At 38.0% G+C, this 16,296-nt stretch carries 18 protein-coding genes; 14 read left to right on the top strand and 4 right to left on the bottom strand.

Translation table 11 applies throughout. From position 1 onward, the window contains the following. The first annotated feature begins 238 nt into the window (after positions 1-238). The 3 genes from miaA to spoVK all read left to right on the top strand — a co-directional run bounded on the left by miaA (position 239) and on the right by spoVK (position 2,644). Positions 239-1,195, top strand: a complete 957-nt coding sequence (gene miaA / locus ACN6MT_RS24095; protein WP_419888397.1) for a tRNA (adenosine(37)-N6)-dimethylallyltransferase MiaA — start codon at positions 239-241, stop codon at positions 1,193-1,195. A gap of 26 nt (positions 1,196-1,221) precedes the next feature. Beyond that, positions 1,222-1,452, top strand: coding sequence for an RNA chaperone Hfq (gene hfq / locus ACN6MT_RS24090; RefSeq protein WP_034672853.1), 231 nt, complete (start codon positions 1,222-1,224; stop codon positions 1,450-1,452). Between the two features lie 241 nt (positions 1,453-1,693). Beyond that, positions 1,694-2,644 carry a stage V sporulation protein K gene (gene spoVK, locus ACN6MT_RS24085; protein WP_034672855.1) on the top strand — a complete coding sequence of 317 codons (951 nt, stop codon included), beginning with the start codon at positions 1,694-1,696 and terminating at the stop codon, positions 2,642-2,644. Between the two features lie 35 nt (positions 2,645-2,679). Here the strand turns inward: spoVK and ACN6MT_RS24080 are convergent, their stop codons facing one another. Continuing rightward, the gene (locus ACN6MT_RS24080) at positions 2,680-3,285 is read right to left on the bottom strand and encodes a trimeric intracellular cation channel family protein (RefSeq protein WP_419888396.1); all 606 of its coding nucleotides are present in this window, start codon (positions 3,283-3,285) and stop codon (positions 2,680-2,682) included. Positions 3,286-3,456: 171 nt separating this feature from the next. Here ACN6MT_RS24080 and hflX point away from each other — a divergent pair, with 171 nt between their 5' ends. From hflX to glnA, 4 genes are all read left to right on the top strand, one after another. Next, positions 3,457-4,725, top strand: a complete 1,269-nt coding sequence (gene hflX, locus ACN6MT_RS24075; protein WP_419888395.1) for a GTPase HflX — start codon at positions 3,457-3,459, stop codon at positions 4,723-4,725. A 4-nt stretch (positions 4,726-4,729) separates the two neighbouring features. Further along, the gene (locus ACN6MT_RS24070; RefSeq protein WP_419888394.1) at positions 4,730-6,001 is read left to right on the top strand and encodes an aminotransferase class I/II-fold pyridoxal phosphate-dependent enzyme; all 1,272 of its coding nucleotides are present in this window, start codon (positions 4,730-4,732) and stop codon (positions 5,999-6,001) included. Between the two features lie 142 nt (positions 6,002-6,143). Continuing rightward, the gene (locus ACN6MT_RS24065; protein WP_034672862.1) at positions 6,144-6,545 is read left to right on the top strand and encodes a MerR family transcriptional regulator; all 402 of its coding nucleotides are present in this window, start codon (positions 6,144-6,146) and stop codon (positions 6,543-6,545) included. Between the two features lie 22 nt (positions 6,546-6,567). Then, the gene (gene glnA, locus ACN6MT_RS24060) at positions 6,568-7,902 is read left to right on the top strand and encodes a type I glutamate--ammonia ligase (RefSeq protein ID WP_419888393.1); all 1,335 of its coding nucleotides are present in this window, start codon (positions 6,568-6,570) and stop codon (positions 7,900-7,902) included. Between the two features lie 391 nt (positions 7,903-8,293). On the opposite strand, the gene ACN6MT_RS24055 is transcribed toward glnA, so the two are convergent. Further along, positions 8,294-8,584: a DUF4257 domain-containing protein gene (locus tag ACN6MT_RS24055; protein ID WP_419888392.1), complete on the bottom strand. Its 291-nt coding sequence runs from the start codon at positions 8,582-8,584 to the stop codon at positions 8,294-8,296. Positions 8,585-9,079: 495 nt separating this feature from the next. Then, positions 9,080-9,703, bottom strand: a complete 624-nt coding sequence (lexA, locus tag ACN6MT_RS24050) for a transcriptional repressor LexA (RefSeq protein WP_063254376.1) — start codon at positions 9,701-9,703, stop codon at positions 9,080-9,082. 157 nt (positions 9,704-9,860) lie between these two features. Between lexA and yneA the strand changes: the two genes are divergently transcribed. From yneA to tkt, 4 genes are all read left to right on the top strand, one after another. Further along, positions 9,861-10,184, top strand: a complete 324-nt coding sequence (yneA, locus tag ACN6MT_RS24045) for a cell division suppressor protein YneA (RefSeq protein ID WP_419888391.1) — start codon at positions 9,861-9,863, stop codon at positions 10,182-10,184. Between the two features lie 9 nt (positions 10,185-10,193). Further along, positions 10,194-10,853, top strand: a complete 660-nt coding sequence (locus ACN6MT_RS24040) for a YneB family resolvase-like protein (protein ID WP_419956523.1) — start codon at positions 10,194-10,196, stop codon at positions 10,851-10,853. A gap of 201 nt (positions 10,854-11,054) precedes the next feature. After that, complete coding sequence (locus tag ACN6MT_RS24035) at positions 11,055-11,285, top strand: DUF896 domain-containing protein (RefSeq protein WP_419888390.1); 231 nt, start codon at positions 11,055-11,057, stop codon at positions 11,283-11,285. A 179-nt stretch (positions 11,286-11,464) separates the two neighbouring features. Next, the gene (gene tkt, locus ACN6MT_RS24030) at positions 11,465-13,471 is read left to right on the top strand and encodes a transketolase (protein ID WP_419888389.1); all 2,007 of its coding nucleotides are present in this window, start codon (positions 11,465-11,467) and stop codon (positions 13,469-13,471) included. A 116-nt stretch (positions 13,472-13,587) separates the two neighbouring features. Here the strand turns inward: tkt and ACN6MT_RS24025 are convergent, their stop codons facing one another. Further along, the gene (locus tag ACN6MT_RS24025; protein WP_419888388.1) at positions 13,588-14,598 is read right to left on the bottom strand and encodes a DUF3231 family protein; all 1,011 of its coding nucleotides are present in this window, start codon (positions 14,596-14,598) and stop codon (positions 13,588-13,590) included. Positions 14,599-14,893: 295 nt separating this feature from the next. Here ACN6MT_RS24025 and sirA point away from each other — a divergent pair, with 295 nt between their 5' ends. From sirA to ACN6MT_RS24010, 3 genes are all read left to right on the top strand, one after another. Further along, positions 14,894-15,334 carry a sporulation inhibitor of replication protein SirA gene (gene sirA, locus ACN6MT_RS24020; protein WP_063254380.1) on the top strand — a complete coding sequence of 147 codons (441 nt, stop codon included), beginning with the start codon at positions 14,894-14,896 and terminating at the stop codon, positions 15,332-15,334. A gap of 78 nt (positions 15,335-15,412) precedes the next feature. Beyond that, positions 15,413-15,634 (top strand): YneF family protein, encoded by a 222-nt coding sequence (locus ACN6MT_RS24015; RefSeq protein WP_063254381.1) that lies wholly within the window; start codon positions 15,413-15,415, stop codon positions 15,632-15,634. Between the two features lie 153 nt (positions 15,635-15,787). Beyond that, the gene (locus ACN6MT_RS24010; protein WP_419888387.1) at positions 15,788-16,255 is read left to right on the top strand and encodes a hypothetical protein; all 468 of its coding nucleotides are present in this window, start codon (positions 15,788-15,790) and stop codon (positions 16,253-16,255) included. The last annotated feature ends 41 nt before the right edge of the window (positions 16,256-16,296 follow it).

Below are 16,296 nucleotides of genomic sequence, written 5' to 3'. Positions count from 1 at the left end.
TGAGTTTGGGGGTAAAACTCGGTTTGTAAATGAATCGTTATAGGAATGTAAAGATGTAACCGAAATATCTTTATTGAGATGAAAATGGAATAAATTAAATGTGCAGATCATGCATAGAAAAGATATTTTTTGTTTATACTTATTTGATGTTCAACTGCTTTTAAGGTTTTATGTTAGGATGTAAGTGTGACTTGGTTCCTACCATCACGGAAATTAAGAAAAGGGCAGTGTGAAAATTTTGGATTCAAAACAGAAATTATTAGTCATTATTGGTCCAACTGCAGTTGGAAAAACAAAGTTAAGCATTGAATTGGCTAAACGGTATAATGGCGAAATTATCAGCGGCGATTCCATGCAAATATATCGAAGTATGGATATCGGAACTGCAAAAATAAAACCCGAAGAAATGGAAGGAATTCCCCACCATTTGATTGATATTAAAGATCCGGATGAGAGTTTTTCTGTTGCGGAGTTCCAGCAGCTTGTGCGGGAAAGAATATCGGACATTGCTTCAAAAGGCAAGCTGCCTATTATCGTTGGAGGGACTGGCTTATATATTCAATCAGTTATCTATGATTATCAGTTTTCTGAGGCTCCTGCCGATGAAGCGTTCCGCCTGCAGCTTGAAGAGAGGGCAAAGGAAATTGGTAATGTTGCTCTCCATGAGGAGTTAACGAAAGTCGATCCTGAGAGTGCCAGCCAAATTCATCCGAATAATGTAAGAAGGGTGATTAGGGCACTTGAAATTTTTCATTGTACTGGTAAGATTATGAGTGACTATCAAAATAATCAACAGCCTGACCTTCTTTATGAAACTGCACTGATCGGTTTAACAATGGAGAGGGAGAAGCTATATGAACGGATTAATATGCGAGTCGACATAATGATTGTGGAAGGTCTGCTTGACGAAGTCAGCATGTTATACAAGCATGGACTAAGAGATTGTCAATCCATTCAGGCTATAGGCTATAAAGAAATCTATGATTATTTAGATGGGAAGGTAAGTGTCGAGATTGCCGTTGAAAATTTAAAACAAAATTCTAGACGATATGCAAAAAGACAGCTAACCTGGTTTCGTAACAAAATGGAAGTAAAATGGTTTGATATGACAGATGTCGTAAATTTGTCAAAAAAAATAACCGAAATTTCACATTACGTTGAAGGAAACCTACAAGTAAAATCGAATACATATTAGTAGAGATAAAAGAGGAGGATATACCAATGAAAACCACGATCAACATTCAGGACCAATTTTTAAATCAATGCCGTAAGGATAACACTCATGTGACGGTATTCTTATTAAACGGATTCCAATTAAGAGGCCAAATTAAAGGCTTTGATAATTTCACTGTACTTTTTGAATCAGAAGGTAAGCAGCAATTGGTTTACAAGCATGCCATTTCAACCTTTGCACCGCAAAGAAATGTTCAGCTTGACCTGGATGCACAATAATCTTTACGTATGAGCCCGAGTCCATGAATTTCATGGGCTCCTTTTTTATTTTTAATAATGAATTGTGAATAAGATGAATACACATAAATGAAGGAGTATTGCTTGGGAAGCGCATAGAAAAATCAGAGTGAACTTAATTAGCAATTTCCTCTCGTTATTTGTCAAAATGAATAATTATTTTTTCAAATCAACGATAAAAGCTGCCTAACGTATACTGTTTGCAGAATGAGAGGTGAAGGCTTTGGATCAACCAATTCGCATGAAAAGTAATGGACAAATAACAGTATCCCTTAACTCGCAAAAGAGGAAGTCCTTGACAAAAGAGCTGCCTGTTCCTCAAGTTGTTCCAAAGGTTATTCCCCCGGAGCACTCGGCATTAAAGGAAATTGAAGACGAGCTCGGGGCATTAGTGGGTATGGAAGAAATGAAACGAATGATAAAAGAAATTTATGCATGGATTTTTGTTAATAAGAAACGAGAGGAACTGGGACTGAAGGCTAGAAAACAAGCACTTCATATGATGTTTAAAGGGAATCCAGGAACAGGCAAAACAACGGTTGCACGGTTAATTGGCAAGCTCTTTTTAAAAATGAATGTTCTGACTAAAGGACATTTAATTGAGGCAGAACGAGCTGACCTCGTGGGGGAATATATTGGACATACCGCACAGAAAACAAGAGATCTAATTAAGAAAGCGCAAGGAGGAATCCTGTTCATTGATGAGGCTTATTCATTAGGGCGCGGCGGGGAGAAGGATTTCGGAAAAGAAGCCATTGATACTCTCGTGAAGCATATGGAGGATAAACAGCACGAGTTCATTCTAATTTTGGCTGGTTATTCCCGGGAGATGGATTATTTCCTTACACTAAACCCAGGCTTACATTCCCGCTTTCCGTTAGTCATTGATTTTCCGAATTACACCATTGAACAATTAATGGAAATTGCCAGCCGTATGCTCGATGAAAGGGAGTATTCTTTAAGTCATGAAGCCGAAAAAAAGCTAAAGGATCATTTAATTTGGGTCAAAGCGGTACTCAGTCCAAATAGTTTTTCGAATGGGCGATATGTTCGTAACATAATTGAAAAGTCCATTCGCGCTCAGGCAATGCGGCTTTTATTGCAAAATAGCTTTGATAAGCATGAATTAATGACACTTAGAAGTAATGATTTAATCTTTGAGGAAGATTCATAATACAAAAAATCGGCGGAACAAATTCCGCCGATTTATTAATGTACACCAAGTCTTCTTGATGGCAGTTTCCAATGAAATGTATAGGAAAGGACCCTTAGTGATGTTATTAGTACAAAAAGCGTGTACAACTCCCATGGACTTGACGCAATTTTTAATCCAATGATGAGACCTGCTAGAATCGCCCATACTGCATATATTTCTGCTCTTAAAACAATTGGCTTCCTTCCTGCAAGTAAATCACGAATAATCCCTCCGCCAATTCCAGTTAAGACAGCTGCGACGATGACAGCGCTGATTGGATGATTCATATTGGCCGCGTATATGGCACCTTGAATGGCAAAAGCTGATAAGCCAATGGCATCGAAAAAATTTCCCCATTTCTGCCAGTGACGCAATAGATTATTTGGAAAAAGAAACACAGCTGTAATTGATAATAGTGCTATTTGGAAAAATAACCCTTGTTCCCAAAGTGCTGAAACAGGGACACCGATTAACAGATTCCGAATTGCACCACCGCCAAAAGCCGTTACAATTCCTAATATATAAACCCCTAAAATATCATACTCTTCTTCCATCGCAACAATGGCGCCGCTAACTGCAAACGCAATTGTGCCAATGATACTTAAGACATCCCACGTCATTTTAGTTTCCCCTCGATGAAAAAAGTCTTTTAATTTTCTGTAAACAAATATGATTTTAACACGGAAGTAAAATTAATCAATATAAAAATGAAAAAATCCGCTTTAGATTAGGGGATTGTCATCATTTTTGGTATGATGAGGAAAGAATATTTATGAAAAAGAGGTGTTGGTATGGAACAAGAAGTAAGCTTAGAAAAAGCAATCTTAGTTGGCTGCCAAACGCAAACATTAGATGATAGTCGGTTCCAATATTCAATGGAGGAACTTGCTTCCTTAACAGAAACTGCTAAGGGTGAAGTTCTGATGTCTGTTTCTCAAAAACGAGAGCGGATTCACCCTGCTCTATACATAGGAAAAGGTAAAGTGGAAGAACTAAAAACCCTTGTCGATGAAGTCGAGGCTGACTTGGTGATTTTTAACGATGAATTATCCCCAAGCCAAAAAAGAAATCTCGCTTCTGAATTAAACGCCCGCATTATTGACAGGACTCAGCTGATATTAGATATATTTGCACAAAGAGCACGATCAAAAGAAGGTAAGCTGCAGGTCGAACTAGCGCAGCTTCAATACCTTTTGCCGCGACTTGCTGGGCAGGGGACAGCACTTTCAAGATTAGGGGCTGGAATTGGAACAAGGGGGCCGGGGGAAACAAAGCTTGAATCTGACCGCCGTCATATCCGCCGAAGAATTGATGATATTAAAAGTCAGCTCTCCGTCATTGTACAGCACCGCGAACGTTACCGGGAAAGAAGAAAGAAAAACAAAACGTTCCAAATTGCGATTGTTGGTTATACGAATGCAGGTAAATCGACACTTTTTAACCGGCTATCTGAAGCGGATTCTTATGAAGAAAATCAATTATTCGCGACGTTGGATCCAATGACAAGGAAATTGGTTTTACCAAGCGGTTATCAAACGTTAATAACAGATACAGTTGGATTCATTCAAGACCTGCCAACAGCCCTGATTGCTGCTTTCCGTTCGACTCTAGAAGAGGTGAAGGAAGCGGATCTTCTTTTACATGTAGTCGATATGGCCAATGCTGATTATTTTCAGCATGAAAAAACAGTCAATAAGCTGCTTGAAGACTTAGAAGTGAAAGACATTCCACAGATCACTGTTTATAATAAGAGGGATATTAAACATCCTGACTTTGTACCAACGGCAAACACGCCTCTTATCTTCATAAGCGCTTATGATAAAGAGGACCGAAACGAACTCAAAAGAAAAATCGAAAAAGTCATTATTGAAATGATGGATCAATATCAAGTGAGTATTCCTTCAACCGAGGGAAAACTGCTGGCACAATTAAAGAATGAGACGATTGTAAGAGAACTTGTCTTTGATGAAGAAAAAGAACTTTATCAATGCCGCGGATTTTCTCTTCCAGATCATCAAATTTCCGGCCAATTAGAGAAATATAAAACAAGAATGGAGTAACAGCATGTTTCAACAGTTAAAAAATGGGGAAAAACTTCAACCAATCGTAAGGAGTGTAGAACAACAAATTGCCTCCGTACATAAAGGGATTGATGAAAGGATTGAATCCAATCAATTTCGAGTATTGAGTAGTTACCAAAAACATCGAGTCAGTGATTCTCATTTTATCCCTACTACAGGGTACGGATATGACGATATTGGAAGAGATACATTAGAACTGATTTATGCAGATGTTTTTGGTGGTGAGGCGGGCCTAGTCCGTCCGCAGATTATTTCCGGCACCCATGCGATTTCGATTGCGTTATTTGGGATTCTTCGGCCTGGAGATGAACTTCTATATATTACGGGAAAACCGTATGATACCCTTGAAGAAATTGTCGGCATCCGTGGGAATGGTGTCGGTTCCTTGAAGGAGTTCGGCATTTCTTATGATAGTGCAGCGCTAACGGAAGAGGGGCGAATCGACTGGGAGGTCGTAGCTTCTAAAATCAAGAGCAATACGAAAATGATTGGCATCCAACGGTCAAAAGGGTATGCAACCCGTCCATCTTTCACGATTGCGGAAATTAAAGAAATGATTTCATTCGTAAAAGAAATTAAAGAAGATGTAGTGGTTTTCGTTGATAACTGTTACGGAGAATTCGTTGAAGAATTAGAGCCTTGTCATGTTGGAGCTGATTTAATGGCGGGTTCACTGATTAAAAACCCAGGCGGAGGAATTGCAAAAACAGGCGGCTATATAGTCGGTAAAAAGCAATACGTAGAGGCCTGTTCGTACCGTATGACCTCTCCGGGGATCGGCGCAGAAGCTGGAGCTTCTCTTTACAGCCTGCAGGAAATGTATCAAGGTTTCTTTTTAGCTCCGCATGTAGTCGGACAAGCATTAAAGGGAGCTGTTTTTACAGCAGCATTCTTAGAAAAATTAGGAATGAATTCTTCGCCGAAGTGGGATGCAAACAGAACGGATTTAATTCAATCTGTTCAATTTGATGATAAAGATAAGATGATAGCCTTTTGCCAGGCGATCCAATTTGCTTCACCAATTAATTCGCATGTTACAGCCTATCCAGCTTATATGCCTGGGTATGAGGACGATGTCATCATGGCGGCTGGAACGTTTATTCAAGGGGCTAGTATTGAATTAACTGCCGATGGACCAATTAGACCTCCGTATGTGGCCTATGTTCAAGGCGGATTAACATATTCTCATGTCAAAATGGCGGTCTGCATAGCTATCGATTCGTTAATGGAGAAAAAGTTGATTGAATTAAACTAAGTAGAAATACAAAGGATAACGAAAGAGTTGTCCTTTCTTTTTGATGAAAAAACCATGTTAGAAAACCTAACACAACATTGACATCTTTTCTAACACGAAATATAATAGGATTATAAATCAGCAAAAGGAGAGGAGAAATTAAATGAGTGGAAAAGAATTACGCCGCTCAATGCCACTATTCCCAATTGGAACGGTTATGCAGCTAACAGAATTAACAGCGAGACAAATCCGTTACTATGAAGAGCACGAATTGATTTCTCCAGCTAGAACAGATGGGAATAGAAGACTCTTTAGCTTAAACGATATTGATAGACTATTAGAAATTAAGGATCTCATTGATCAAGGAATAAATATGGCTGGTATCAAACAGCTGTTATTGGTCAAAGATCAACAGGCAAATGTTATCCAGCAGCAGGCTGAAAAAGCCAAGCAGGAATTAACAGACGAACAGTTACGGAATTTACTCCGGCAAGAATTGCAGCAAGCAGGAAGATTCAATCGTTCGTCACTAAGGCAAGGGGATATGTCACGATTTTTCCACTAATTAAATCTTGGAGGTAATGAAAATGGCAAAGTTTACTAGAGAAGATATTAAGCGGTTGGCAGCAGAGGATAATGTTAAATTTATTCGTTTACAATTTACTGATATTCTAGGAACAATCAAAAACGTTGAGATTCCTATCAGTCAGTTAGAAAAAGCTCTTGACAATAAAATGATGTTTGACGGTTCTTCTATCGAAGGTTTCGTACGTATTGAAGAATCAGATATGTATCTATATCCAGATTTAAACACTTGGGTAGTATTCCCATGGACGGCTGAAAAAGGAAAAGTAGCTCGACTAATCTGTGATATCTATACTGCAGAAGGAAAGCCATTTGATGGGGATCCTCGTAATAACTTAAGAAGAGTATTAAGAGAAATGGAAGAGTTAGGTTTTACGAACTTTAACTTAGGACCTGAGCCGGAATTCTTCTTGTTTAAATTAGACCAAAAAGGTGAGCCGACATTAGAATTGAATGACCAAGGCGGATACTTCGACTTTGCGCCTACAGATTTAGGCGAAAACTGCCGTCGAGATATCGTACTAGAGTTAGAAGAAATGGGCTTTGAAATTGAAGCTTCTCACCACGAGGTAGCACCAGGACAACATGAAATTGACTTTAAATATGCGGACGCGTTAACAGCATGTGACCAAATCCAAACATTTAAATTAGTAGTAAAAACAATTGCACGTAAGCACGGATTACACGCTACGTTCATGCCAAAACCATTATATGGAGTGAATGGTTCAGGAATGCACATGAATCTTTCATTATTTAAAAATGGCGTAAATGCGTTCTACGAGCCAACTGGTGACTTAGAAATGAGCGATGCAGCTCGTCAATTCATCGCTGGTATCCTAAAGCACGCACCAAGCTTTACAGCGGTAACAAACCCAACTGTTAACTCTTATAAGCGTCTAGTTCCAGGCTATGAAGCACCTTGCTATGTGGCATGGTCCGCTAGAAACCGTTCACCACTAATTCGTATTCCAGCTTCCCGCGGCTTAAGTACGCGTGTAGAAGTTAGAAGTGTTGACCCGGCTGCTAACCCATACCTAGCAATGGCTGTTCTATTAAAAGCTGGTTTAGATGGAATCAAGAACAAATTAACTCCTCCAGCTCCAGTGGACCGTAACATCTATGTGATGAGCAAAGAAGAAAGAATTGAAGAAGGTATCATCGATCTTCCTGCTACTCTAGCTCAAGCATTAGACCTATTAAAGTCTAATGAAGTCATTGTATCAGGTTTAGGAGAGCACATCTTCGAACACTTTATCGAAGCAAAGGAAATTGAATGGGATATGTTCCGTACTGTTGTTCACCCTTGGGAACGCGAACAATACATGAGCATGTACTAAGATTTAATATAACCCAGTGTGGATTTGAGTCCATGCTGGGTTGTTTTTCGTTTTAGTTGGTTGTGGTGTTATTATAAGGTGATTATGATGACCTAATTATGGGAAAATAGTGAAAGTGGTAATCATAGAGTGATTATGGTGACCTAACGTGCAGGAAAAATGAGAAAATGGTAATCATAAAGTGATTATGGTGACCTGAAGTTCAGGAAAAACGGGAAAGTGGTAATCATAGAGTGTTTATGACGACTTAACGTGCAGGAAAAATGAGAAAGTGGTAATCATAGAGCTCTCATGGAAATCACAAGAAAGATGAAAAAAAGGATATAAAAAAGGAGCTTCCAGCAAATTAAAAGACCCAGGATGGATATGGTCCATACTGGGCTATTTGCGTTCAAGACTCTTTTTCTTTATTTTCATTAAGCGCTCTGAATCTAGTGAGTATGATATCACTGCTAATTCCGGCAAGGGCTGATAAAAAAATGGTTTCAACCATTGAATTGGGAGTTGTGTAAATCAGGATGAGGAGAGCTGCGACTGCACCTAGAAGCATTTCTTCTAAAAAACCCAAATAGATAAACCTCTTTGTTTTCCGGGGCATTATTATTTTTCCATGCTTCCTAACATGCCCTGTAATCCCTACCATACCACCAATAACCATCGAGAAAATAATGTCATACAACACTCATTCCACTCTCCTTAAGCCTAGTTTTTTGGACCTAAGGTTAAATCATGGTGTATTACTATTATACAAATAGTGGAAACTAGTTAGAATGAGTAATTATACACATTTTCGTATAAATTTAAATATGATTTGGTCGAGGATAGGTGAAAACGTGGAGATGTTGTATCGATGAGGCGTTTTTTCGATAGAGTATCCGGCAGATGTAAATAAGCGGATACTTTCCGGTTAAATGCAGAATGGAGTTCGTCTAGGGGAAAATAAACGGAGTTTTTTCGCTTATGCAAAGCAAAATCCCCTATTTTTCGTTTTTTCGAGTCAATAGGCGGAATCTCTCCGTCTAATAAGGCTATTTTCAATGATATTTTCTAAATAGCCGGACTTATTCCGTCTATTTACCAGATGGGTGCTTACTCATAATCTAGGTGAGTTTTCCTTCGCTACTGATAAAAAAGAGTACAATTCGCAAACGGAATTGTACTCTTTCCTGTGATTAGATTAATGAATATGTCGATAAACCCCAATAACTTTTCCAAGAATAGAAACATTTCTTAAGATAATGGGATCCATGGTTGAGTTTTCAGGCTGCAAACGGATGTAATCTTTTTCTTTAAAGAAACGTTTACAGGTTGCTTCATCTTCCTCAGTCATCGCAACAACGATATCTCCATTGTTCGCAGTTGGCTGCTGCCTTACAATTACGTAATCTCCATCGAGAATTCCTGCTTCTATCATACTCTCACCCATGATTTCTAGCATAAATACTTGCTCGTCTGCAGGTGCTAGACTTTCAGGAAGTGGAAAAAACTCTTCCACGTTTTCGATGGCGGTAATAGGAAGACCCGCAGTTACTTTACCCACAATCGGTACATTGACCACATTATTTCTCGGAATATGAACCGTTTCATCCACTTCTAGTATTTCAATGGCTCTCGGTTTAGTTGGATCTCGTCTGATTAGTCCTTTGCTTTCCAACCGTGCTAAATGACCGTGAACCGTAGAACTAGAGGCAAGTCCTACCGCTTCACCAATTTCCCGAACGGATGGCGGATAACCCTTTTTCTTTACTTCCCCTTTAATAAATTCAAGGATATCCTGCTGGCGCTTAGATATTTTTGTCATAATAGATACACCTCGCCCTATGTAATATTTACCTTTATTATAGCATGTTCGTATTTTTTATACAAACATAAGTTCGAATTATTATTGACAACAAACAAACGTTCGGACTATAATAAAAATATAAAAACGAACATACATTCTAGATAGGGGTTATAGTATGAGAAAAGTTTGGGACAAATACTCGTATGCTATTTTATTAATCATCTTGAGCTGCTCAGTAGCTTTTATTTTATCATTACGCTTTAATTCTGATGTGGAAGAAACATACTTAACGATTACTGTATCTGAAGGAGATTCACTTTGGAAGATCTCCAACCAATATTCCGGTCAGCATTCTTACTCTAATGATGAATTTGTCAGCTGGGTTAAGCATCATAATGAAATCGATGGGGATAGAATTTATCCTGGGGAAAAAATCATGATTCCTGTCAACTATGAAGTTGGGACAATAACGGAATATGCTAGCGCTGCTGGAGAATAGAGTCAGATGATCAATGCAATCATTTACTGCAGGGTAAGTACAAACAAAGAAACCCAGGAAACATCTTTAAAGCGCCAAGAAGAGGAGCTCACGCAGCTTGCCGCTCAATATCAATTTCATGTCGTCTCCATTATTAGGGAACAGGCAAGTGGTTATGAACTTGAAAGAAACGGGATTCTTGAGTTATTAGATTTATTGAAAGAAAAAAACATCCAAGCTGTGTTAATTCAAGATGAAACAAGACTAGGAAGAGGAAATGCGAAGATTGCCCTCTTACATTGTATCTTAAAAGAAAATGTGAAACTTTATAGTATCTCTCATAATGGTGAACTGCAGTTATCGGAAAGTGATTCAATGGTTTTAAAAATTGTTGGCATGGTTGAAGAATACCAGCGTAAGTTACATAATATTAAAATTAAACGAGGGATGAAACGAGCCGTGGCGCAGGGATATAAGCCTGAAAAAAATCTAAAAAATCTTGAGTGGAATTCTGGAAGGGAAAAAAAAGAACTTCCAATTGAGGAGATTATCCGTCTTAGAAAAAATAAATTAACTTTTTCAGAGATTGCTGCTACTTTAAGGGGATTTGGATATAATATTTCAAAAGCAACTGTCCATAGACGCTATCAGGAATATCAACAAGAATTGATTGAGTCAGAAGAAGAGTAGACCATTTGCTTGTCAGATGGTCTATTTTTTAGTAAAATCAGTCCTTAAGTGCGGCTGTGGAATCTTTTATGTACTCAGTTGATTGGATACGAAGACTCTTGCGGGGTCTCTCCCTTACCGTCCTTGGTGCGCTAAGTTCATGGAGCGGAAATCAGCTGATCTATATACACAGCACAAGTATTTGAAAGGAGGGTCCTAAAAATGCTCTCAAAAGAAAAAATGGCACGAATCAATGAATTAGCAAGAAAAGCTAAAGCAACTGGTCTTACAGAAGCAGAAGCGAAGGAACAATCTAAATTAAGAAGCGAGTATTTGACCACTTTCCGCAGTTCTATGCTGGATACATTAACAAATACAAAAATCATTGACCCTAAGGGAAATGACGTAACGCCAGAAAAAATCAAACATAGAAAAAAATATAATCTTCATTAATCTAATAGGAAAACATTTTGTTTTCCTTTTTACATATTGCGCACCAACATGTGTCAAAATATAATGAAGTGAAATAATTTGTTTAGTAGTCAAATTAATTGTTGAATTAATGTGAATAGAGCTATAATATTAAGGTTGTTATTATTTTTTTATCCTAGAGATCAGGAGTGATGTAAACAATGTTTGATACTATCGATGCTTTGTCTGTAACATCTATTCGTACGCTTTCAATTGATATGATTGAAAAAGCAAATTCAGGACATCCTGGAATGCCAATGGGTGCTGCACCAATGACCTATGCTTTATGGACTCGTTTCATGAACCACAATCCGAAAAATCCAGAGTGGTTTAACCGTGATCGTTTTGTATTATCTGCAGGCCATGGATCTGCTTTATTATACAGCATGCTTCATTTATCTGGTTACAATCTATCAATGGATGATCTGAAGCAATTCCGTCAATGGGGAAGTAAAACTCCAGGACACCCTGAGTACGGTCATACTGAAGGGGTAGAAGCAACGACTGGCCCGCTTGGACAAGGTATTGCTATGGCTGTTGGTATGGCAATGGCAGAACGCCATACAGCGAGTGTTTACAATAAAGACAATTATGAACTTGTGAACCATTATACATATGGTGTCTGTGGTGATGGAGACTTAATGGAAGGTGTTTCTGCTGAGGCAGCTTCACTAGCTGGCCACTTAAAATTAGGTCGCTTGGTGGTTTTATACGATTCAAATGATATTTCACTTGATGGTGACTTGGACAAATCCTTCTCTGAAAGCGTTAAGGAGCGTTTCTTATCATACGGCTGGCAATATCTTCGCGTCGAAGACGGAAATAATTTAGAAGAAATTTCTAAGGCCCTTGAAGAAGCTCGTAATGACCTTGACCGTCCAACAATGATTGAAGTTAGAACAGTGATCGGATATGGTTCACCTAACCGTGCAGGAACTTCTGGTGTCCATGGTGCTCCGCTTGGTGCTGACGAATTAAAGCTTACAAAAGAAGCTTATAAATGGACTTTCGAAGAAGATTTCCATGTTCCACAGGAAGTATATGCTCACTTCCAAAACCTAATCGTTGAAAACGGTACGAAGAAAGAAAAAGAATGGAATGACCTTTTTGCACAATACAAAAAGGATTATCCTGAGTTAGCAAATCAATTAGAAAAAGCGTTGAATAACGAATTACCTGAAGGCTGGGATAAGGATATTCCGGTTTACAGTGAAGGAAAAAGTTTAGCAAGCCGTGCATCTTCTGCTGAAGTTCTTAACGGTATTGCGAAAAACTTACCAATCTTTATTGGTGGTTCAGCTGACCTAGCTGGTTCTAATAAAACGATGATCAAAGGAACTGGAGATTTTATGCCAGGCAGCTATGAAGGCCGCAATATTTGGTTCGGTGTTCGTGAATTTGCAATGGGCGCTGCCATGAACGGAATCGCTTTACATGGTGGAGTGAAGATTTTTGGAGGAACATTCTTTGTATTCTCTGATTACCTTCGTCCAGCAATCCGATTGGCTGCATTAATGGGCTTACCAGTAACGTATGTTTTCACTCATGACAGTATTGCTGTTGGTGAAGATGGACCTACACACGAGCCTATTGAACAGCTTGCAGCACTACGTGCAATGCCAGGTCTTTCTATTATTCGTCCAGCAGATGGTAACGAGACTGCTGCAGCATGGAAGCTAGCAGTTGAATCTACAAACAAACCTACTGCTTTAGTGCTGACACGTCAAGACTTGCCAACACTAAAAGGAACGGACCAAAATGCTTACGAAGGCGTTTCAAAAGGTGCTTATGTGGTTGCTCCTTCTGAAAGAGAGACTCCAGATGCATTGCTACTAGCAACTGGTTCTGAAGTAAGTTTAGCTGTTGAAGCACAAGCTGCTTTAGCTGGTGAAGGTATTCATGTTTCTGTTGTAAGTATGCCATCATGGGATCGCTTCGAACAGCAGTCACAGGAATACAAAAACTCAGTACTTCCTAAGAACGTGAAAAAGCGTCTTGGAATTGAAGTTGGTTCTTCATTCGGCTGGCACAAATACACAGGTGATGAAGGAGACGTCCTAGCAATTGATACTTTCGGGGCTTCTGCACCTGGAGAAAAGATTATGGAAGAGTACGGCTTCAGTGTAAGCAATGTAGTAGCACGCGTGAAAGCACTTCTTCAAAAATAAAATATAGAGGGGACCGTAATCGGTACCGTTCTAAACCAAAAATGACTATCAAATTGTAAGCAGATTTGATAGTCATTTTTTTAGATGTAAAAAGTTCACTTAATTATGTAGTTTATTCATTTTCCTCTTTGGATAATCTGTGAACGGTTTTCCATTTGTGGTGGTTCCTCAAACCAGCCGTTCTTAATCTTAATTTCAATCCCTTCTTGGGCAAAGAAATAGACATCTTTTGCCAGCAAAAGAGTTTTCATCGCTAAATCATTTCTTAAACTGAAAAAACCACCTGTTCCTGAACCTATAAGCCCAAATCCATTCAGGATATAAATGCAGTGCATCATTAACTTATCAGAAAATGGCGGGACTGTAGATGTCGTAACTGTAGCTCCAGAGGTTGCGGATAGTTGAATATCTCCCTCTAGTAGGAGTTCTTCCATCGCTTTTATCTGCTTTTTAGCAAGATTAATCCCTTTAGTAAAGTATTGCTTAACATCTTTGTTTTGGGCGCATTGAGCAAAACCAGTAATCAGCTGCATGCCAATATTATTCACTTCAAGATTGTGATGAATGATACCAACCTCAAGAGTCGTTAAAGTTCTTTTGTCCCCAATTAATTTAAATCCCTCCATATACTTCTTACTTTTAATAAATTCTGTTCTTTTCGACATAGACACTTTGGGAGGGAGCGATAGAATCCCTTTTTCAAGTAAATAAGAGGTAGAAAGTTTATAGATTTTTTGTGTAACACTTGTTAGTCCTTCATAAATGACCATTACCTTTTTATTATAAGTCATATTCATTCCCAGTGTGTAAAGCCCCATGCTCACTTCCTTTAATATACGGAGAAACATAATGTCAAAACCATTGTCGTATAATTTCGGTGCCTCTAAATCAACATCGTTGGATGTAAACCCAACAGGTATGGCCATGCCTTGCTCGGAAAATAGATTTTCCATCTCCTTCAGATAATAATCTAGCTCTTGCCATAGCCCACCTAAAATATTTCTTGCCTGTGGGTCATCTGCTTTTTCTATAAAGTATTCCAAGAATCTCATGATCAGGGTCTTTTCTTGATATGTCTGCCAAAGAGAACCTATTTCCGATACATTTAATGGATTAGTTAATACCAAAATTTTACCTCCTTTTCAAAATGTATGTTATGGTTATAATATCCAAATAAAGGAAAAGGAATACTATTTTGTTCTTAATAATGGAGCAAATCCAAATAGTATATAGCTAGTTATAAACAATAAATGAAGAAATCTTAATTTATACCATTCCTGTTGTTTGGTAGATATAATAAAAATTGTAAGAAACTTATGAATTCGACAATAATAGTGCAATTTTTTGCCGGTAAGAGACAAATGTTTTGATAGCGCTTATCTTATAATTGATAGAAAGGTATTCAACGAAGGAGAGATCGTGGTGAGACAGTATCAGCTTTATTTAATAGAAGATGAATTTGCCGCCCATTACTTCGGAAGAGAGCGTATGTTTTTTCAGCTTTTTCAGGAACATGACCAAGCAGAAGGTGAACTAAAATTTATTACCAATAAACAAATAACCTATATAACAAAATCGATAGAAGTTTTAAAAATCCATAATTTAATTCAAAAACAACTTGGAAAAAAGAAAGGTTTTCGTGCGGAACATGGTACATACTCTATTGAGTTAAGTGGAAAACTGAGTACAGCGAAACTAAGGGTCTACCAGGATTTAATCACCATTGAGGCTACCGGAAGCTATGAAGCAGAAACAATTTTCTTTGAAGTGTTGAGGAAATGTGAATCTTCCTTTATGGCTTTAGACCTAGATCATCAAAGATTTGGATGGTTAAAGCCTATTAAAGAGAGAAAATATGTCTAAACTTTTGAAAGAGAATATTGTATATTCCCGTTTTATTTAGTACACTGTATGGTAGACAACATGAAGGAGGAAGTTTTAATGGGTACAGGTCTATGGATTCTAGTGGTTATACTAGCATTAGTAGCTGGTGTGGCTCTAGGATTTTTCATTGCTCGCAGATACATGATGAGCTATTTAAAGAAAAATCCACCAATCAATGAGCAAATGCTAAAAATGATGATGATGCAAATGGGTATGAAGCCTTCTCAAAAGAAGATCAACCAAATGATGGCTGCTATGAACAAACAACAAGGCAAATAATAGATGAAACTTAAAACCATTTTATCTTCGGATAAAGTGGTTTTTTTATTTATTCAGAATTTTATTATTTCAGAAAAATATATTGAAATATGGGATAAATAGGTACATAATAGTTACGCTAAGAACAACTACATAGATAAAGGAGCATGTTTTATGAAAAGAGTTATATCACTTATTTTAATTTTACTTCTAGCTTTAACAGCTTGTGGAACGACAGAAAAAGAAGAAAAGGCTTCTCCTGATGTAAAGAAGACAGAAGAAGGTACCAATGCTGCTAAAGAAAATGCAAATACAAGAGAGTTAACAGCTGAAGATGAAAAGTTCTCAAACTTAATCGTAGAAAAAAAGTATGACGAAGTCGTTAAAGAGACCGTTTCGTTAAAGAGTGAATCGCAAAAAGATTTCTATTATATCGCTTCAGCATTTATTAAAAACAACGAAAATCAAACTAAGACGTACGATCCGGCTGATTTAACTGCAATGAAAACAGATTATCAGGTAATCGTTAACTATATTAACCGAGTGAAGTTTGTACCTGACGAAATCAAAGCAGAAGTTGAAGGATTAAAAACATCTGCAGAAGGAAAAGTTGCAGAAGCAGATAAGCAATTAACTAAATAATTATGGACTAGCACTCATTACGGTGAGTGCTTTTTTTATAA

It is taken from the genome of Neobacillus niacini (assembly GCF_048572935.1).
GTDB lineage: Bacteria > Bacillota > Bacilli > Bacillales > Cytobacillaceae > Neobacillus > Neobacillus niacini.
The sequence above is the reverse complement of the archived record's forward strand: the minus strand, read 5'-3'. Positions and strand labels throughout refer to the sequence as shown.